We start from the raw sequence: 18,876 nt of genomic DNA, 5'->3' as shown, positions 1-18,876 counted from the left end.
CGGCGTTTATAAATCTTTAGGATTTAATCCGCCGCATGCTTCTTTGATGGTTTCTAAAATTTTGTCCTTGCTCAGCGGCTTCTCGATGAAGCCGTCGATTTCACTGCGGATCGTATCCTGGGATGAGCTGTCAAAATGCTTGGCCGTGATCATGACCACCGGGATGGATCGAAGCTCCTCTTTCATCCGAAGCACACGGATGGCGTCCCAGCCGTTGACCTGCGGCATCCGGTAATCAAGGAAAATCAAGTCGGGTTTCTCCAAAATCGCCAGCTCCACCGCGTCCCAACCGCTGGCCGCTTCGAAAACCTGGCAGTCGTAGCTCGCTAAAATTTGGCGAAACCACAAACGTTGCTCCTCATCGTCGTCCGCGATTAATATTTTGGCCATACAACCTCCTCCTATCCTCAATGACTCTCCCGCAACGGACCAAGACGTTCAAACCAATGTTCCATTTCAACGAGATGACGCTCAACGGCCTGCGCGGATTTGGCTGCTGCGGCTTTTTCCAGGGCCGCGCCGATTTGGCCCAATGAATCGAAACCGTAACTGCCTGAAACGCCCTTGATTTTGTGCCCGGTATGCTCGATCAATAAAAAATCCTTCCGGGACAGGGCCGAACGCATCTGACCGATATCGGCGCGCCGATTCGTCAAAAAAATAGGGATCAAATCCCTGATCTCCACGTCAACGCCGTCGCCCTCGCGATCGTCTTGCGATCCGGCCGCCAAAAGCGCGGGCGACCCGATATGCGCCAAAACAGCCGGCAGAAGAACGCTTTTCTTAATGGGCTTGGCCAAATGAAGGTTGCAGCCGGCGTCCAGACAGCGGCGAATCTCTTCATTTAACGCATAGGCGGTCAAGGCAATGATCGGCACCGGTGGCCGGCCGTGCTCTTTTTCCCATTGACGGATCGCCACCGTGGCTTCATAACCATCCATCTCCGGCATTTGCATATCCATGAGGATGAGGCCGTAATTTCCGGATTTAAACATCGCTAAAGCGGCCCGGCCATCCTGGGCGATATCGATACGGCAGGATAAATTCTTCAGGTAGGTCAACACCACGAGCCGGTTGTCTTCAGCATCCTCCGCCAATAAAATTTGAGGCGACGAGGCCGCCGGAACCGGACCAACGGCGGGCGGCGGCTCAACGGCAGGCATCGCCAATTTTTGGCCGGCGCTCGACAGAGCGTTCCAAAGTTCCGACCTGCGGACCGGTTTAATCACATAAGCGAGAATATTGAGGCGCTGAGACCCCATCATCTCCGCGGCTCGATCAAGCGCGGTTAGCATCATGATCGTCGTGCCGACCGTATCGCGCATCGCCTCAAGCTTGGCGACGAATTGCAGCCAAGAATAATCCGGCAGACTGCCGTCAACGAGCAAAATGTCATAGCGGCGGCCCTCCTGCTGCGCCTCTTGAAGTTTGCCCAGGGCTTCTCGAGCGCCCGCAACGGACGTCACCTGGGCGCCGCAAGGTTTGAGCATTTCTCCGATCACGGCCTGCGTTGCGGCATGATCTTCGACCAACAACAGCCGGCGGCCGGCTAAACCGGGAGCTGCCGCCGCATCGTCGTCTCCCTGCTGAGGTTTCTCAAAAACCGCAGAAAAAAAGAACCGGCTGCCCTGGCCTTCCCTGCTTTCGAACCAAATCCGCCCTCCCAGAAGCCCGACCAAATGACGCGCAATGGTGAGTCCTAAGCCGCTGCCGCCGCGATATCCGGCCGCAAGGGTTGACGCTTGGGTAAAGGCTTCGAAAATTTTATCCTGCTTGTCCGCGGGAATACCCAAACCGGTATCCGCGACCATAAAACGCAAACAGTTGCTATTGCCGCCGGGGTCTTTTTCCACCGTGACGATCACTTCGCCACGATCCGTATATTTGACGGCATTGCCGACGAGATTGAGCAAGATATGCCGCAAGCACCCCGGGTCTCCGATCAGCATGCAGGGCACATCCGGCTTGATGTCAGCCACCAACTCCAATTGTTTCCGGCTGGCCCGAATCGCCGCGATTTCGCAAACCATGGCGACAATCTCTTCAAGGTTGAAGACGATCTTCTGGACCTCCATCTTGCCCGCCTCGATTTTGGCGAGATCGAGAAGATCGTTGATCTGATCCATCAGCGTGCCGCTGGCCTTGGTCAACGTCTGCAGGAATTTGCGCTGTTCGGCGTCCAACCGCGTCTCGGAAAGAATATCCGCCATGCCGATAATGGCGTTTAGCGGGGTTCTCAACTCATGGCTGATTTTGGCCAAAAACCGGCTTTTAGCCTCATTGGCCTCTTCCGCCTGCTCTTTGGCTTTTTGCAAATCCTCCTGCGTCCGCCGGCGCCAATCGACCTCCGTTTGCAATCGTGTCTCGGATTGCCTCTGTTCGGTGATCGCGGCGGCCAGGCTTAAACCCATGGCGCTTAGAAAACCGACAAAAGCCTGAAGAAAAAGCAGCGACTCGCGAAATTCGCCTTTAGAAAAAGGACCCAATTCGTGCATGGTTCCCACAACAGCGCAAGCGCTGATCAACAGACAGCAAAAGGAAACGCTGAAGGGGCCGAATCGAAACGCCGCCCAAAAAATATGGGCCATCAGCACGAAGGCGATAGGATAATAAGCCGCTCCGACTTTCAGCACGCCGCCGAAAACCACGATGGAGGTACCCAGCGTGGCCGCCGTCAAAACAACGGCTTCCAACACCCGGCTCCCGGCCCATGAGATCGGCGTCAAATACCGGCCGCTCAGAAAAAGAGGCGCGATCAACAGAACGCCGACCAAGTCCCCGATCCACCACGTCAGCCAGGCGTAGGGAGCATGGCTCCATGGAAGGAATCCTCCATGAACCAGGGTCGCGATCCCGATCGAAGCGGCGATGGTGCAGACCGCGGCTTCAATGCCGACGAACATTAAAACGCTGCGCGCCCTGTCAAGCAGCGATCGCCGGCCGATTATTTTTTGGATCAGATAAGACCCCAGCGCAGCCTGATTCGTCGAGCCTGTGGCAATGCAGAAACTCAACCACAACGACGACCAGGCGAACGGATTGTGTTCGATAAAAAACCAGGAATTCGCGATGAACGAACCGAGCCAAATGCCGGGCCAAAATTGATTGCCCGCAAAAAGCAACGCCACCAAAGCGATTCCGGATGGAAACCAAACGGCGCAAACATTGCCGGGATCGATCGCCAGAAGAAACCCCAACTTGGCCGTCGCTACATAAACGGCGGCGATCGCCGCGTTCACCGCGCTTTCCTTAAGAAACGGGATAAAACGGCCGGAATCGATTTTCACGAAGCATCCGCCTTGCCGGCCATCAGCTCTTTAATTTTGGCCAGCAGACGAGTGGGCTTGATGGGTTTGGTCAAATAAGCGTCGGCGCCCAAATGAAAGGCCGTTTCCGTGCTTTTGATGGTATCCGCCGAAGTCAACATGATGATGCGCAGAGGTTTGGAGGAAGGGCCTCCCTTTAAATAGGCCAATAAATCAAGACCGTCCAGGTTGGGCATATACACATCCAGGATGACCAAGTCCGGCTGCCAACGCCGCACCGCAGCCAAACCCTCATGCGCTTGCGTAGCCATTTCCACCTGATAGCCGTTCTCATCGAGCAGGGCCTGGATGAATTTGACGACTCCCTCGTCGTCGTCGATAACCAATACTTTTGTTTTGCCGGACATGCCTCCCTCGCTTTCAATATAAACCATCAAGATTAGCCCATTTTCCCCGGATGCGCCAGGGGAGCCGCCCTTGATTTCCGGGGAGGCATCGCGTATTTGTTGGATAATAGACGTCATGATCATTCGCAGCGATCCTCCCGCATACGCAGCCGCCAATATGGCCGCCGACCGCGCGCTGTTCGAACAAATAAAACGCGGCCAAAGCGAGCCGGTCATCAGGCTCTACAAATGGAAGGAAACCTCGATCACGATCGGTTTCAGTCTGTCCGCCGATCATCCGCTCGTGACGCAATTCGGCATTGCGGCCGTTAAACGGCCCACCGGAGGAGGGTTGGTTATTCACCGGCCCGAAGGCGAAGTGACGGTCTGCGTCACGGCCGAACGGCCCCATCGCCGGTCCATTAATGAAATTTACTTGGCCATCCATGAACCCTTGGCCTGGGCGTTGAACAAACTTGGGTTTCCGGTTGAGCTGTCCATGCAATGCCCCCCGAAAAGCCCGCCCGCGGCCCTGCCTTCCTGCTTCGATGATCCTCCCTCCCTTTACGACGGCCTGATCAACGGCCGCAAAATTTTAGGCGGCGGTTTGCGCTTAGCCGGCGATTGCTTCATTTATCAGGGCACGATCAAGATCGCCGGGCTTCAACAAGAAACGCTGGCTCAGACGCTGCGCTCGTGCCCTTTGCTGGCCGAAAATATTTTCCTTCAAAAGGCCAAACAAGTAGAATCATATTCTGCCCAGCGATGCGCGCCCGGCATCGGGGCCAATCAAGTCCAGAGCCCTGGACTTTAACGAGGGAGGTTCCATGATCGCTTTCGTGCTGGTCAAACTGGCCGCAGGCTTGGAGCAAAAAGTTCTTTCCCAAATCCGGCAGGTCAAAGGCGTGCAGGAAGTTTATTTGACCTTCGGCGGATGGGACGCCATCATCACGGCGGAAGCCGATACGCTCGATAAACTCTCCGGTCTCGTGGTGCGCGAAGTGCGCGCCATCCACGGCGTGCAAACCACGGAAACGTTGGTGACGACAAACATATAAGATTACTCCCATGGGCTGGCTGACCCGGCTTCTCTCCTCCTCCATCGGGAAAAAAACCTTGGTGGCTGCGGCCGGTCTGTTGCTGTGCGGTTTCCTCATCACGCACTTGGCCGGCAATCTGCTGCTCGTTGCCGGAGAAAATTCCTTCAACCGCTATGCCGAGGCCCTGGAAAGCAACCCGTTGATCATTCCGGCGGAGCTTGTCCTGGCCCTTTTATTTCTGGGCCATATCGTGATGTCGCTTAGGGTCAAATACGAAAATCGAAAAGCCAGGCCGGCGGCTTATGTTATGAGCGTGGCCAAAGGCGGCCGGACTCCGGGATCGCGCACCATGATCTACTCCGGTTTGATTCTGCTCGCCTTTGTGATCATCCACATTAAGACGTTTAAGTTCGGCGACAAATCATTCGGCCTTTACCGGCTGGTCATCGACTCTTTTCAAAACAATCTCTACACCGCCTTCTATGTGCTGGCCATGGCGCTGCTGGGGTTTCACTTAAGCCACGGTTTCTGGAGCGCATTTCAAACCTTGGGGGTGAGCCATCCTAAATATACCCCCCTCATCAAACGCACGGGCCTGGTCTTCGCCGTCGTGATCGCCGGCGGGTTCGCTTTCCTGCCGCTTTGGGCCCGTTTTAGCGGCAGTTCCATGCCATGACGGAACTCAACTCCCGCATTCCGTCCGGCCCTCTGGACCAAAAATGGGACAAGCATCGTTTTGACTTAAAACTGGTCAACCCAGCCAATAAACGCAAATTCGACATTGTCGTGGTGGGCACGGGTTTAGCCGGCGCCAGCGCAGCCGCTTCTCTCGCCGAACTCGGCTACAATGTCAAAGTCGTCTGCCTACAGGACAGCCCGCGCCGCGCGCATTCCATCGCAGCCCAAGGCGGCATCAACGCCGCAAAAAATTATCCCAACGACGGCGACAGCGTCCGGCGCCTCTTCTACGATACCATCAAAGGCGGGGATTTCAGGTCCAGGGAGGCCAATGTTTACAGACTGGCCCAAATCAGCAACGCGATCATCGATCAATGCGTAGCTCAAGGCGTGCCCTTCGCCCGGGAATACGGCGGGACTCTGGCCAACCGCTCTTTCGGCGGCGCCCAGGTTTCAAGGACGTTTTATGCCCGAGGCCAAACCGGCCAGCAGCTTCTGTTGGGCGCTTACAGCGCCTTAATGCGCCAGGCAGGGTTGGGCCAGGCGACAATTTTCCCCCGGCGGGAAATGCTCGATTTGGTGATTGTCGACGGTGCGGCGCGCGGCATTGTGGCGCGCAACCTGGTCACCGGAAAAATCGAAACATACGCCGGCCATGCCGTGATTTTGGCCACCGGCGGCTACGGCAATGTTTTTTACCTCTCCACCAATGCCTTATCCTGCAATGTGACGGCCGCCTGGCGGGCGCATAAACGCGGGGCCTTTTTCGCCAATCCCTGCTACACCCAAATCCACCCGACCTGCATCCCGGTTTCCGGAAACCACCAATCCAAACTGACCCTCATGAGCGAGAGCCTGCGCAACGATGGGCGCGTGTGGGTGCCCAAAACAAAAGGGGACAAGCGCCCCCCGTCGGCCATCCCCGAAGAGGAGCGCGATTATTATCTGGAGCGCAAATACCCCAGTTTCGGCAATCTGGTGCCGCGCGACGTCGCTTCAAGAAACGCCAAGCAGATGACCGATGACGGGCGGGGCGTGGGCGAAACGGGTTTATCGGTGTACCTCGATTTTACCGACGCCATCAAACGCCTCGGAACCGATAAAATCCGGGAAAAATACGGCAATCTCTTCGACATGTACCGGCACATCACCGCTGAGAACCCCTATGAGACGCCGATGCGCATTTACCCGGCCGTTCATTACACCATGGGCGGCTTATGGGTGGACTACAATCTCATGACCACGATCCCGGGCCTGTTTTGTCTGGGGGAAGCGAATTTTTCCGATCATGGCGCGAACCGTCTGGGGGCGTCGGCTCTGATGCAGGGCTTGGCGGACGGCTATTTCGTCATCCCGTATACGCTGGGCGGATACCTGGCCTCATCAAAATTGCCGCGCGCCGACGCTCATCCGGCGTTCAAGGAAACGGCGGCCGCCGTCGAAGAAAAAACCAAAGGGCTGCTTGCCGCCAACGGCAAACGAACGCCGAATGATTTTCATAAACAACTCGGCGCTCTCATGTGGGATTATTGCGGCATGTCCCGCAATGAAAAAGGCCTCAAATCACTCCTGGCTAAAATCCCTGAAATCCGCGAGGAATTCCGGACCAACGTCAACATCGCGGGCGGCAGCGACGATTTCAACCAAACCTTGGAAAAAGCGGGCCGGGTAGCCGACTACCTGGAATTCGCCGAACTCATCGCGCGCGACGCCTTGGAGCGCCGGGAATCGTGCGGCGGGCATTTCCGGGATGAATACCAAACGCCCGACGGCGAAGCCAAACGCGACGATCAAAATTTTTGCCATGTGGCCGCTTGGGAATTTAAAGGCGTGGGCCAAACGCCGCTGCGCCACCAGGAACCCTTGGCCTTCGAGGACGTTCATTTGACCCAAAGGAACTACGCCTAATGAATTTCACGTTAAGGGTTTGGCGGCAAAAATCCCCCGGCGCGCCGGGCAAACTGGTGGCTTACGAAGCCGACAACGTGACCGGCGACATGTCCTTTCTGGAAATGCTCGACATGGTCAACGAGAAGCTATTGGCCAAGGGCGAAGAACCCATCGCCTTTGATTCCGACTGCCGCGAAGGCATCTGCGGCATGTGCAGCTTGGTCATCAACGGCCGGGCGCACGGCCCGCAGAAAGGGACGGCCACGTGCCAGCTCTTTATGCGCTCCTTCAAAAACGGCGCCACCATCACCATCGAACCGTTCCGTGCCGCCGCCTTTCCCCCCGTTAAAGATTTAACGGTCGACCGTTCGTCGTTCGACCGCATCATGGCGGCCGGCGGTTTTGTCTCCGTCGGCACCGGGCAAGCCCCGGACGCCAACGCCACGCTGATTCCAAAAAATACCGCCGAAGCGGCGATGGATGCGGCCGCTTGCATCGGCTGCGGCGCCTGCGTGGCCGCCTGCCCCAATGCCTCGGCCATGCTGTTCGTTTCAGCCAAGGTTTCCCATTTGGCATTGCTGCCGCAAGGCGCGCCGGAGCGTGACCGACGGGCGCCGGCCATGGTCCGTCAAATGGATGCCGAAGGTTTCGGCAATTGCTCCAATGAAGCCGAGTGCGAAGCCGCCTGTCCCAAAGAAATCAAACTCGGCAATATCGCCCGATTGAACCGCGAATTACTTCGCGCCGGATTTTGTTCGCAAGAAGAAACGAAGAAAACCGGCGGCGGGTAATGGGTAGTTACAAAATTTACACGAAGAAAGGCGACGCGGGCGAAACCGGGCTTTTAGCCGGAGGGCGGGTTGCGAAAAACCATCCATCCATCGAAGCCTTGGGCGCCTTGGATGAAGCGATTTCCATATTAGGCATGGTCCGGGCCGGTTTAACCCGGCGCCCGTATGCGGCTGAAATCACCGTCATCGAAACCATGCAAAAAGTTTTCTTTTATCTCGGCAGCGTCGTGGCCCGCGGCGGCACAATGGGGAAACCATGGCCCCAACACCTGGCCAAAGAGCTCGAACAGGCCATCGATCGCATGGACGGCGAATTGCCGGAGCTCAAAAATTTCATCTTGCCCGGCGCCGACGCCCTATCCGCCAACATTCACCACGCCCGCAGCATTGTCAGAAGGGCCGAGCGCCGCCTGGCGCCCATCCTTGCCCCGACGCCCGCTAAGGAGACCCTGGTCTATGTCAACCGTTCCTCGGACTACCTCTTCGTGCTGGGGCGCTGGATCAGCCAATGTGAAAAAAGCCGGGAGATTCTCGTTCATCCGGACTCCTTGATACCCTAAGGCGACATGAATACGGCCGTCTACCGTCGAGAAAAACACTGGCGCCCGAGCCCGATCAGGGGTACACTAATAGAGACCCTACGGTCCCTGATTATGGCGCGGTTTCTCTTGTTGTCCTTATTATTACCGGTGAGCGCCCGGGCTCTGCATATCCCTGCGGGCGCGGAACGCGTCCCTTTTGCCGCTGAAATTCTGCCGCGGGAAGACACCATGAATTTTTGGGCATATGAGAACGCCGGGCTGCGCTATATCCCGGCGGCCACCGTGGCCAAAATTTTCGGCGCCAAAATTCATCGCTATAACAAAAGCAATTCCATCGAATTAAGACTGAAGGATCACAAACGCTTGACCTTCAACGTCAACGCCAACAACGCGCTGTTGGGGTCCAAATCCATGGCGCTGCCCAAGCCCGCTCTGCTGAGCCCCGACGGCAAGGAAATCCTGATCCCCCTGTCCGTCCTTCATTTGAAAACGTTGAAATCTTACGTGGGCATGGAAACCGAGGCCGCGGCCGCCAACAAAGTGCGCTTGTACTTCGTCCAAGACGTGGACGCCCCGGAAATCGAGGAACGCGCCCGGGAAACCTGGATCAGATTCCGGCTCCCCTCGGATTTGCGCCACTATGAAATCACCTATCATCCGGCCGGGCAAACTCATCAAAAACCCTACCTGGCCGTGCATTTTCCCTACAGCCGCCTAGCCGCGGGGCAACACTCCTCCGGGAAAATTGCTCCCGCGTATCGCGGCCGGTGGAAGGCCCTGCCTGATCCGGTTGAAAATTCCCTCGTTTTTCACTTTCCGGTCGATGCGGCAATCGCCTTCGGGGAAATCGACGCCACGGAAGAAACTTGGCCCCGGCGCAAGCTGAAAATAAAAATCACGAAACCGGCGCCGTTGATGGCGGCCTCGCTGGTGCAAATAGCGCCGCTGAAACCGACCCCGCCGGCAAAAATCCGTGCCGCTACGCCGACGCTCAAAAAAGAGCCGGCCGCGGTAACCTTAACGCCTGCGCCGCCGGCCATCGCTTCGCCTCGGTTGCACGCGGGCAAAAAACGATTCGTGATCGTGCTCGATGCCGGCCACGGCGGAAAAGATTCGGGCAGCACCAACAAAAAAGGAACGCGGGAAAAAGACATCAACCTGGTCATGGTGCGAAAAATCGAAACGGCGCTTAAACGAAAAATGCCGGATGCGGAAATCATCCTCTCTCGAAACCATGACCGGACCCTCGATCTCGACAGCCGCGTCGGGATCGTGCGCAAACGCAAACCCCATATTTTCGTGTCGATTCACGCCAACGCCTCGAAAAGCAGGAACAAAGGCGGTTTTGAAATCTATATTCCGGCGAATGTCTCCTCCAAGGCGGCCAGAGCCGAAGCCGCCGGCTGGGAAAAAACCGACCCCAGGCGCTCCATCAAAATCGAGCCGGAAAAAGCCGTGATCCGGGAGTCCGAACGATTGGCCGCGTCCGTCAACGCCATGCTGGGCAAGCGTCTGGGGCGCAGAATCGAAAATCGCGGGATCTTGAAAGGCGATTTCCACGTCATCCGTGAAGCCGGCACTCCGGCCGTTTTAATCGAATCCGGTTTCTTGACCTATGACAAAGATGCGCGCCTGCTCGAATCCCCCGCCTTCCAGGAGACATTCGCTCAAGCGACGGCCGAGGGCATTATCAATTACTTCAAGCAACCCCGTAAATAACCCTCATTCCTTTGATCAAACAGCGAACCGATTCCTTGCGAGAGTTGCCGATCGGGGTCTTTGACTCGGGCATCGGCGGCCTGACCGTGCTGCGCGGCTTGATGTCCGAGCTCCCCCATGAACGCTTCGTGTATTTCGGCGACACGGCGCGCGTGCCCTACGGCACAAAATCTCATGACGTTGTTTTGCGTTATTCCAAAGAAATCGCGCATTATCTCCTGGGCCCCAATCCCAAAAAACCCGCCGTCAAAATGATCGTGATCGCCTGCAATACGGCCTCCGCGCATGCCGGCGCCGCTTTGGCGAATGAACTGCCGGCGCCGGTTATCGGCGTGGTCAAAGCCGGGGCCCAAGCCGCCGCGCGCCTGGCCCCGAAAGGAACCATCGCGGTCATCGGCACCAAATCAACGATCGCCAGCTCGGTTTACGCCAAAGAAATTAAAAAAATCGCTCCCAGGGCCACGGTGCTCGGCCAAGCCTGCTCCTTATTCGTTTCTTTAGTGGAAGAGGGGTGGCTCAATCATCCGGTAACGGATCAAACGGCTCGCATTTACCTATCGGGCTTAGCCCGGAAAAAACCGGATGTCCTGGTTTTAGGCTGCACGCATTACCCGATGCTTGAGCCCGCGATCGCCAAGTTGTTCAAACGAACCACCCCGATCGTGGATTCACCGACGGCCGTGGCCTTTAACGTTCAAGAAAAACTGATGGAAATGAATTTGGCGGCTGCCGGAAAAACCCGAGGCGCGAAAGTCCGATTTTTCGTCAGCGACGACCCCGAAGGTTTCCGGCGCGCGGCGCGCCTATTCTTGGGCGGCCCGCTTCCGGGTCCCGTCCGGCTGGTCCGTTTTTAGCTTAAGCCGGACTGCCTGTGGGACAAAATCCGCATGATTCCGACGGAAACCGTGGCAGCTCACAAGACCTCACTCGATAGCCAACCGACCCATGCCCATGCCATTTTCCAAAACCCCGAAGTTGTCGAGGAGGAACTGCGCACCTTCGTCGGGGGATCACCTTTGATTGTTGCACATTAAAATTTTGCGGGAATGCGTTAAATCTTTTCTAGCTGAGCCCGATCGTAGTAGTGCTCGAGAATCTGCTTGTAGCTTTGGCCCTTTGAGGCGCGGCCAGCGGCTCCGTATTGACAAAGCCCCACGCCATGCCCCCAGCCTGCGCCGTAAAAAATAAATTCGGTTGGATTTCCTTTTTCGTCCCGTTCTGTTTCCACCATAAAGAGGGTGCTCCGCATGGAGCCAAAGCCCAAGGTTTTGCGGATGCGATGCTCCCGGTTAAGTTCTACCCTGCCTCTTTTGCCTTCGACCCATACTTCTTTTGCATGGCCTGATTTGCTGCGGCCGACAACCAGAATTCTCTGAATTTCTCCAATGGGGCTAATCCGGCTGGCCATTTCTTGAATCTCCTTGGCAGGTATTACGCGAACCCAGCGAAATCGCGCCGCTTGTCCGTCTTTGCCAAAGTTGCAATATGCCTGCGGCTTTCTCTTTAGCCAAAGATCAAGCTGCCAGGGCATTCGGGGGCCGCCGGAAGCCACCTCTTCGTCCAGTTTTCCCTTGAGATAAGAAATATCTGCCCATCCCAAAACCTCCCCGGAATCCTGGGTGTGCCCACCGCAGTTTGAGGCATAAGGGGTCTGCGCCAGCCGGCCCTTAAAGCGGAGCACTTGGCCCTGGGTCTCTTGGGCAACCTGTCTTGATCGGGGGGTTTCAGCTGGGATGCCTCCATAAACTTGGCAGTGTTGGCCGTCGCAAAGATCAAAACCTTGATGGCGGTGGGAATGGTGCTTAGCAATGTAGAGGGCATGCGTTCTGGCGATCACGGCCTGGGCTTTCAAGGCTTCCAAGGGAAAACTGGAAGGCATCTCGTGCGTGATAACACCATAGAGATAGTCTTCAAGGGAAATTTCATTGACAAGGTAAAGGCCGCGTCCTTGCCTTCGTATTTCCACCTTGCCTTTGTATTGTCTGTCGCCGACCTCGGACCAGGAAAATCCCTGGGCCATGCGCACGTTGTAAAAAATCAAGGAATCCTTCGCCGGATCCTTGGGGCGAATGGCAATAGCGCTATTAAATCGCAGGAGCCTTGCTTGATTGGCGTCCGATACCTCGAAGAAGTCTTGGGTATTAAGCCGGGTCAGGAATTTTTCGTTCGCAGGGCCTTCTTTAAGGCTTTTGCCTGTTGCGGGATCTATGACTTCAAAGGGCCCCGTACATCGGAAAACAATGGCGCGAAGTTGGAGAGGATCGCCGCCCGCGTCAGAGCCGAGCCCGATTCTTAAGACAGGATGCTTGTCATAATCTGGGGCCCGCTCAACGGGACGTGGCTCCTTCAAAGCCAATGGCGGAATAATTTTTTCCGGCGGCTCCGTGATCAACTTGGCCAGGGCTTTTTGCCGGCTCTGGGCCTCCCGGTGATAGGGCTCGGCATTTAAGATCAAGGTGTGCTGCCTCCAGGCATCATTGAAATTTCCCAGTTTCTGGTAAATCCTTCCCAAGGAAAGGCGCAGTTCCAAAGAGGCGTCATCGGCCACATACGCTTTTTTGTAAGCGTCAATGGCTTTGGGCCAATTTTCTTCTTTTTCCCAAATGCGGGCTAGATAAATCCAGGCCAGGGCGTTCTCCGGCGAGGCTTGGATTATGCTTTCCAAGGTTTTGATGGCTTGAGAGGAGATTCCCATTTCCCATTGAAGCCTGGCTAAACCAATGGCAGCCTGCTCATAATTGGGATGGATGCTTAGGGCTTTTTCGAATGCGCCTCGGGCCTTGTCGTAGCGTTTTTCTCTTAAAGCGGCCCGTCCAAAAGCAGCCTGAATATGAGGGTTGTTAGCTGAGCGGGAAGCTGTGTCTTCAAGCAAGGCTAGAACTTTTTCATTTTGCCCCAATTCCCCATAAATGACGGCGGCGTTGAGGGATGCGGAGGTATCGAAGGAAACGCGGCTTGCCTCCTCAAAAATTTTGGCAGCTTGGGATAGCTTCCCCGCTTGATATAAATCCACGCCTTTTTGACTCCAGGAACTACCAGGGGGCCATTTGTATTCTTCCTTAAGGGGGTTTTCGGCCTGGGATGTTTGTTTCAGATCGCCAGGCGCTAACGCGATTTCTTTCAATGAAGGCGCGATAGACGCGGGCGTTTTAACTGTCTTAATAGCGCAACTGGCCATCGTGAGAATAGCGGCGCAAAAAATCAATCCGAAAAAGTATTTTTTCACAGCAATTTTATTTTACGAAGCGTCAGAGAAGTTTGCGCCAAAAAAAGTTTTCAAAACGAGGAGGCTTCAGAAGAAAAGGAAAAGAATCCCATGGAATCAGCTTCTGGGCGGCAAACGGACCAGGGTTTCCGCCCTCCTGTTTTGCGCCCAACAGGATTCCTCGGGCTCTTCGCAAACAGGTTTTTCTTCCCCGTAGCTCAAGGTGGACATTTTTTTCATGCGCACGCCCAGCGACTTGTAGTAGTCCCGGATCGCTTTCGCGCGGCGGCTGCCCAGACCCAGGTTGTATTCCGTCGTTCCTCGTTCATCGCAGTGGCCTTCGATTTTTATTTCAGCGTCAGGCCGGGACTTAATCCAGGCCGCGTTTCTATAGAGAATTTCCCTGGCCTCGGAGCTTAGCTCGGCCTTGTCAAAGTCAAAATGGATCGTTTCAAGCTCCGGAGTTTTGCGGTATTCCTTGCCCCGAAGCGAGGCTTCCTCTTCGTCTTGAGACTGCGCCGCCGCTTTTTCTTGATCCAGGGCGTCTTTTTTAACCAGCGCTTTCTTGGCGCAGCCTGATGTCACGAGCCACGTCGCCATTAGACTAAGCGCGGAAAGATAGAATAGTTGTTTTACGCCTTTCACGCAAACCTCCTGCTATTTTTTCTTGATTGTTTTGGATTTCTTTTGGCTTTGCTCTGCTTTAAGCTTGGCCTCCTGGGCGCTTCGGCCAGCTGATTTGGCAAGCCTGGAAGCTGCGGAGTAATCCTTTTTTTGGAGTTTTTGTCTGGCGGATGCAATCTGTGATTCGGCCTCGCTTAACTCCGTTGAGGCGTAAAGATCCGCTTTTGCCTCTCGGGCTGAGCGGATTTCGGATTCAGCCATCGCTATATTGCTGGTCGCCGAGGTTTTCATCTCTTTCTTTGCGTTCAGGGTGGCGCAGCCCGGTCCCAGCGCCAAAGCCAGAGAAATGAAACCGTACGCGATGATTCCGCGTTGCATGAACTTCATCATCATCTCCTTTTAGCCGCCGTCGTTTTTTTCTGGGTTTTCTTGTCTTTGCTTCCCAAAGATTTTTTCCTGCTTTCCGCATCAGATTGGGCCCGCCTAGCTATCTCGCTGGCTTTGCCAGCTTCCTTTTTGGTTAAGGAATAATCTCCATCCTTAAAGTGGGACTCAGCTTTTTGAAGCCTGGACTCAGCATCCATGAATGTCCCATAAGCCAGTTTCTCGGCACCGGCGCTTCTGGCATTGGCAATGCTGGCCTTGGCCGCATCTAGGCTGCCAAGAGCATCCTGCTTGGCCTTGCCGCAGCCGGATAAAGTTGCGAGCATGATCAAACCCAAGGCGGTCAAGCCTAAAATTCCGCTATTCTTTTGCATCAATTCCTCCCTATTAATCTCACCACAGGCGTTAACGTTGACGCCCTAATGGAATATACGAACGAGATAAAAAAAAGTTCCCGAGGTTTTCCCAAAAGTGGCAGAATCATTAAACAGCCCAAGGAACTTTTGACCATGTTCACTCGTATCTTTAATAAAGAGCCTTCAAACAACAATTCAAAACTCGCGCTCTTTGAGAGGCTTCTTAAAGAACATGGAGACAAGGTGCATAGCTTGGCATGCCGCTTAACAGGCAACAAGGATTTAGCCGCGGATTTGACCCAGGAGGCTTTCTTGAGGGTTTTAGAAAACATCGAGCGCTACGACACCTCAAAGCCTTTTGAAAACTGGGTCCATGTCATCTTAAGAAACCTTTACTTTGATTGGATCAAGCGCTATGAAAATTCGCACGCTGTTTCACTCAACGGCCATAAAGATGGAAACAATAGGGAGCTTGGCGAAATCTTGCCGTTGCCCGAGGCTGACCCTTTGGGGCAGGCTATGAATCGGGAAAAGCAGACGTTGGTTCAAAAAGCGCTCAAGGCGCTGCCGGCGGAATTTAGAATGCCCCTTCTCCTCTGCGACAGCGAAGATTTGTCCTATGAGGAGATCAGCCGCATATTGAATTGCCCCATTGGCACCGTGCGTTCGCGCATCCATAGGGCCAGGAAAATGCTCAAAGAGATTCTGCAACCGAGCGCCGGAGGGATTCTTTCATGAATTGCAACGAAGCCGGGAATCTGCTCTGCGCGTATTTGGACCGTGATCTTGGCAGCGCTGAAACTAAAGCTTTGGAGGCGCATCTTGGCGAATGCTTTGGTTGCGCCAAAGAGCTAGAGAGTTTGCGTCAAGCCAAGAGTTTGCTTCAAGGCGAGCCGTCTTTTGCCATGCCGCCCGATCTTAGGCGCTCATTGATCCAAGAGGCTCGGCAACGCCTGGCTTCAAGGCCTTCCGGGATCTTGCCAAGATTCATTTTAAGACCCGCCATCGCTTTCTCTTTTGTCGGGGTCGTCCTTGCATTTGGCCTATGGCTTTATAAAGATCGTGGCGGGAAAGAGGCGGTGCCTCTTGATCTTTTTCTGGCCGAGCATACCCGAAGCGTCAGCCGCGCCACCTTGGCGCGAAGAACCGTGGCTGCAGCAAGCCCCTATTACTCGCTTCAAGCGGTGATCAATCCATGAGAATTTTCCGCCCATCTATTGTGTTTGGGTGGCTTGTTCTATTGCCTGGCGTATTAAAAGCCGGCGAACTTGAGTCTAAAAACCTATTTCTCCTGGCTACCAAAGCCCCATCCGTCTCCTATAAGGGGACGCGAACCATCATTACCTGGTTTGGCAGTGAAAGCCAGGCTGTCGAGGCCAAGGTTTATTTTAAGCCGCCTAACTTGTGGCGTCAGGAAATATTAAACCCTCAAGGCCAGGTCAGCCGCGTCGTGATCCAAAATAAAGAGGCGGAATGGATTTGGGAAGAGGAATCCAAAACTTTGATCAAGCGGCCGGCCCTTAGTTTAGGCAATGATTCTTTGCTTAATTGGACTCTGGCCAATTACGACGCTTTAGCCAAAGGCTACGATGAAATCATGGGTAGAAACGCCGCCATCGTGGAGCTGACGCCGCAGCATCGAGGAAGCCCCGGTCGCACGGTCTGGGTTGACCCCGCGACCGGCATTGTCCTTAAAATCAAACAAGCAAATCCCGATGGCTCTTTGGTTACGGAGGTCCATTTTACGGAGATTGATGTTGAGTCCGAATTGCCCGAAAGCCTTTTTGAACCACCCAAGGCTTCGCAAGATCAGATTATTATTGATGAGCCCAGGCCGGTTGTTCGCGGCCCCGGAGAACTGCCGGAGGGTTTTAGACAGATTTCTTGGATAGATGGCTTTCCCAGCGGTTTTCATTTGACCAAGGCAACGCTGATGCCTCTAGGAGAAGAAGAAAAAGCGCTTCATTTCCAATATAACGACGGATTGAGCGTTCTTTCGTTTTTTGTCTCGCCAAGGCCGATTCAAGCCGGGCCGCGGTCTCATCAAGTGGTCTTAACCCAATATGAGGACCCGGGCTTTATCACATCCACTTCCGCCGGCAGCGTTCTTGAGTGGGAGCAAGAGGGTCATTATTTTCTTTTGGTCGGTGAACTCAGCCAAACAGCGCTTCAAGAAATCATGGAATTTATCCGCAACCGGTCCTAGACCAAAATGCTGCTGTACCAATGGTGCAATTACTGGGGCAGCGAATGCGTAGCAAGCCGCGTAGCAAAAATGAATTTCTCGACGGAGTGTAATCGTCCGTGGGACACAATCCACATGGTTCCGACGGAAACTGTGGCCAGTTTTTAGCTTAGGGTCCGTTAAGCCGAAACCCAGTCGGGGATGCCTTCCCAATCCCGCTTGGGCGTATAACCGTACAATTCCTTGAGCGTCTTAAAAACATTGGGACCCGCGCTTAATTCCACGTCCTCGGCCGTAAATTGCGATGGGTGCTCATAGCCGCAGGCATGGGTCAAGGCCATGAGCTCATTCCTGAAGGACTGGCAAAAACGGGCGAAACGCTTGGCTTGAAGCGAAGGGACCAACCCGCGCTCGAGCCACGGGTTATGGGTGGTGACTCCGGTCGGGCAACGGTCGCTATGGCATTGTTGCGCTTGAATGCAGCCGATGGCCAGCATGGCCTCACGGGCGATATTGATTAAATCCGCTCCCAAACAAAGGGCTACCACCGCGCGATCGGGAAATCCCAATTTGCCGCTGCCGATCCAAATCACCCGATCAGCCATGCCTTCGTTCAAAAAAATCTGATACACCCTGATAAAGCCGATTTTAAAGGGAAGAGAAACATGATCCGCGAACGTCAAGGGCGCGGCGCCCGTGCCCCCCTCCCCGCCGTCGATGGTGATCCAGTCCGGGCCTTTGCCCGTGGCTTTCATTTCCATGGCCAGCTCCTTCCAAAAATCGCCGTGGCCCACCGCGGATTTGATGCCGACCGGAAACCCGGTCGCGCCCGCGATTTCTTCGATAAAAGCGACCATTTCGCGGGCGTTATGAAACCGGCTATGCGAATTTGGGCTGATGCAGTCGACGCCCGAGCGCACCCCGCGAATCGCCGCGATTTCTGCCGTGACTTTTTTCCCCGGCAGCACGCCGCCTTTGCCGGGCTTGGCGCCTTGGGAAAGCTTGATCTCAATGCCCCGGACAGCGGGGTGGCTGGCGGTTTCGAGCAGCTTATCCATGGAAAAACGGCCGTCCAAATCCCGGCAGCCGAACATCCCGGTGCCGATCTGGTAGATGACGTCGGCGCCATGGCGATGATGAGGCGAGAGCCCCCCTTCGCCGGTATTGTGGTAGCAGCCGGCTTCTTTCGCGCCTTTATTAAGCGCCTCCACGGCGCTGGCGGACAGGGAGCCGAAACTCATCGCCGAAATATTAACGATGCTTTTTGGCCGCCAGGCTTTCCTGCGCCCATGCGTCTCGCCCAGAACTTTGGCGCAAGGAATTTCATGGAGTTTATCGTGAATGGAGGCGGTGAAACTCACCTCGCCGTAAGGAAAAACGGAATGTTTGATGATGGGATAGCCGATGCCGTAAATTTGATCATCCGTCCCGAAGCCGAAATAGTTATTTTGCCCGCGCGCGGAGCGGTAAATCCAGTCCCGCTCCGAGCGGTTAAACGGCGCCTCTTCACGGTTGCCGGCGACGATGTACTGTCTTAACTCAGGGCCGAGTTCGATTAAAAGATAACGCAAATGCCCGACAACCGGAAAATTGCGCAGCACATTGTCGCCGCTGAAAAAAACATCATAAACGGCCACGGCAGCCAAAATAACGGCAATAACGATCCCCCCCGTAAGCAGCACGGACTTATTATTCTCTTTTTTTAAGGGACCTAAGGGTCTGTTAAGGAATTAATGATCAATTTGGAGGCCCAGATTTGTACCGGATGCTAGGCGTAAGGAGCGCAGCGTGCCTGAAAGGCACGTCAGCG

20 protein-coding genes are annotated in these 18,876 nt (G+C 54.9%); 12 read left to right on the top strand and 8 right to left on the bottom strand.

Going from position 1 to position 18,876, the window contains the following annotated elements; genetic code table 11:
• Positions 1-6 precede the first annotated feature (6 nt).
• Genes HYT79_06615 through HYT79_06605 form a run of 3 tightly spaced genes read right to left on the bottom strand, consistent with a single transcriptional unit; the run spans position 7 to position 3,796 of the window.
• A complete protein-coding gene (locus HYT79_06615) occupies positions 7-390 on the bottom strand; it encodes a response regulator (GenBank protein MBI2070260.1) in 384 nt (127 codons plus the stop codon).
• 17 nt (positions 391-407) lie between these two features.
• Positions 408-3,287, bottom strand: a complete 2,880-nt coding sequence (locus tag HYT79_06610; GenBank protein MBI2070259.1) for an MASE1 domain-containing protein — start codon at positions 3,285-3,287, stop codon at positions 408-410.
• Complete coding sequence (locus tag HYT79_06605) at positions 3,284-3,796, bottom strand: response regulator (protein ID MBI2070258.1); 513 nt, start codon at positions 3,794-3,796, stop codon at positions 3,284-3,286. The genes HYT79_06610 and HYT79_06605 overlap by 4 nt, the downstream gene beginning before the upstream one ends.
• Here HYT79_06605 and HYT79_06600 point away from each other — a divergent pair.
• The 9 genes from HYT79_06600 (at position 3,789) to HYT79_06560 (ending at position 11,346) form a co-directional block, all read left to right on the top strand.
• Positions 3,789-4,466: a hypothetical protein gene (locus HYT79_06600; protein ID MBI2070257.1), complete on the top strand. Its 678-nt coding sequence runs from the start codon at positions 3,789-3,791 to the stop codon at positions 4,464-4,466. The genes HYT79_06605 and HYT79_06600 overlap by 8 nt on opposite strands.
• 13 nt (positions 4,467-4,479) lie before the next feature.
• Positions 4,480-4,710 carry an Lrp/AsnC family transcriptional regulator gene (locus tag HYT79_06595; GenBank protein ID MBI2070256.1) on the top strand — a complete coding sequence of 77 codons (231 nt, stop codon included), beginning with the start codon at positions 4,480-4,482 and terminating at the stop codon, positions 4,708-4,710.
• 10 nt (positions 4,711-4,720) lie between these two features.
• Positions 4,721-5,368: a succinate dehydrogenase cytochrome b subunit gene (locus HYT79_06590; GenBank protein MBI2070255.1), complete on the top strand. Its 648-nt coding sequence runs from the start codon at positions 4,721-4,723 to the stop codon at positions 5,366-5,368.
• A complete protein-coding gene (locus HYT79_06585; GenBank protein ID MBI2070254.1) occupies positions 5,365-7,278 on the top strand; it encodes a fumarate reductase/succinate dehydrogenase flavoprotein subunit in 1,914 nt (637 codons plus the stop codon). The genes HYT79_06590 and HYT79_06585 overlap by 4 nt, the downstream gene beginning before the upstream one ends.
• On the top strand, positions 7,278-8,051 hold the full coding sequence (locus HYT79_06580; protein MBI2070253.1) for a succinate dehydrogenase/fumarate reductase iron-sulfur subunit: 774 nt from the start codon (positions 7,278-7,280) through the stop codon (positions 8,049-8,051). The genes HYT79_06585 and HYT79_06580 overlap by 1 nt, the downstream gene beginning before the upstream one ends.
• Positions 8,051-8,611, top strand: coding sequence for a cob(I)yrinic acid a,c-diamide adenosyltransferase (locus HYT79_06575; protein MBI2070252.1), 561 nt, complete (start codon positions 8,051-8,053; stop codon positions 8,609-8,611). Before HYT79_06580 ends, HYT79_06575 begins: the two co-directional genes overlap by 1 nt.
• 111 nt (positions 8,612-8,722) lie before the next feature.
• Entirely contained in the window at positions 8,723-10,312 is a 1,590-nt protein-coding gene (locus HYT79_06570) for an N-acetylmuramoyl-L-alanine amidase (GenBank protein ID MBI2070251.1), read from the top strand.
• A 35-nt stretch (positions 10,313-10,347) separates the two neighbouring features.
• The gene (locus HYT79_06565) at positions 10,348-11,166 is read left to right on the top strand and encodes a glutamate racemase (GenBank protein MBI2070250.1); all 819 of its coding nucleotides are present in this window, start codon (positions 10,348-10,350) and stop codon (positions 11,164-11,166) included.
• 33 nt (positions 11,167-11,199) lie between these two features.
• Positions 11,200-11,346, top strand: coding sequence for a hypothetical protein (locus HYT79_06560; GenBank protein MBI2070249.1), 147 nt, complete (start codon positions 11,200-11,202; stop codon positions 11,344-11,346).
• A 17-nt stretch (positions 11,347-11,363) separates the two neighbouring features.
• Here the strand turns inward: HYT79_06560 and HYT79_06555 are convergent, their stop codons facing one another.
• The 4 genes from HYT79_06555 to HYT79_06540 all read right to left on the bottom strand — a co-directional run bounded on the left by HYT79_06555 (position 11,364) and on the right by HYT79_06540 (position 14,899).
• Positions 11,364-13,538 (bottom strand): SpoIID/LytB domain-containing protein, encoded by a 2,175-nt coding sequence (locus HYT79_06555; protein ID MBI2070248.1) that lies wholly within the window; start codon positions 13,536-13,538, stop codon positions 11,364-11,366.
• A gap of 96 nt (positions 13,539-13,634) precedes the next feature.
• Positions 13,635-14,162 carry a peptidoglycan-associated lipoprotein Pal gene (pal, locus tag HYT79_06550; GenBank protein MBI2070247.1) on the bottom strand — a complete coding sequence of 176 codons (528 nt, stop codon included), beginning with the start codon at positions 14,160-14,162 and terminating at the stop codon, positions 13,635-13,637.
• 12 nt (positions 14,163-14,174) lie between these two features.
• Positions 14,175-14,519: a DUF4398 domain-containing protein gene (locus tag HYT79_06545; GenBank protein MBI2070246.1), complete on the bottom strand. Its 345-nt coding sequence runs from the start codon at positions 14,517-14,519 to the stop codon at positions 14,175-14,177.
• Positions 14,520-14,530: 11 nt separating this feature from the next.
• Entirely contained in the window at positions 14,531-14,899 is a 369-nt protein-coding gene (locus HYT79_06540; protein ID MBI2070245.1) for a DUF4398 domain-containing protein, read from the bottom strand.
• Positions 14,900-15,034: 135 nt separating this feature from the next.
• Between HYT79_06540 and HYT79_06535 the strand changes: the two genes are divergently transcribed.
• From HYT79_06535 to HYT79_06525, 3 genes are read left to right on the top strand one after another with little or no spacing between them, the layout of a single operon-like run.
• Positions 15,035-15,619, top strand: coding sequence for an RNA polymerase sigma factor (locus tag HYT79_06535; GenBank protein MBI2070244.1), 585 nt, complete (start codon positions 15,035-15,037; stop codon positions 15,617-15,619).
• On the top strand, positions 15,616-16,080 hold the full coding sequence (locus tag HYT79_06530; protein MBI2070243.1) for a zf-HC2 domain-containing protein: 465 nt from the start codon (positions 15,616-15,618) through the stop codon (positions 16,078-16,080). Before HYT79_06535 ends, HYT79_06530 begins: the two co-directional genes overlap by 4 nt.
• A 41-nt stretch (positions 16,081-16,121) precedes the next feature.
• Positions 16,122-17,087, top strand: a complete 966-nt coding sequence (locus tag HYT79_06525) for an outer membrane lipoprotein carrier protein LolA (protein MBI2070242.1) — start codon at positions 16,122-16,124, stop codon at positions 17,085-17,087.
• 158 nt (positions 17,088-17,245) lie between these two features.
• Here the strand turns inward: HYT79_06525 and HYT79_06520 are convergent, their stop codons facing one another.
• Positions 17,246-18,748 carry an FMN-binding glutamate synthase family protein gene (locus HYT79_06520; GenBank protein ID MBI2070241.1) on the bottom strand — a complete coding sequence of 501 codons (1,503 nt, stop codon included), beginning with the start codon at positions 18,746-18,748 and terminating at the stop codon, positions 17,246-17,248.
• Positions 18,749-18,876 lie beyond the last annotated feature (128 nt).

The organism is Elusimicrobiota bacterium (assembly GCA_016180815.1).
GTDB lineage: Bacteria > Elusimicrobiota > Elusimicrobia > JACQPE01 > JACQPE01 > JACPAN01.
This window is presented reverse-complemented; position numbering and strand designations above follow the sequence as displayed.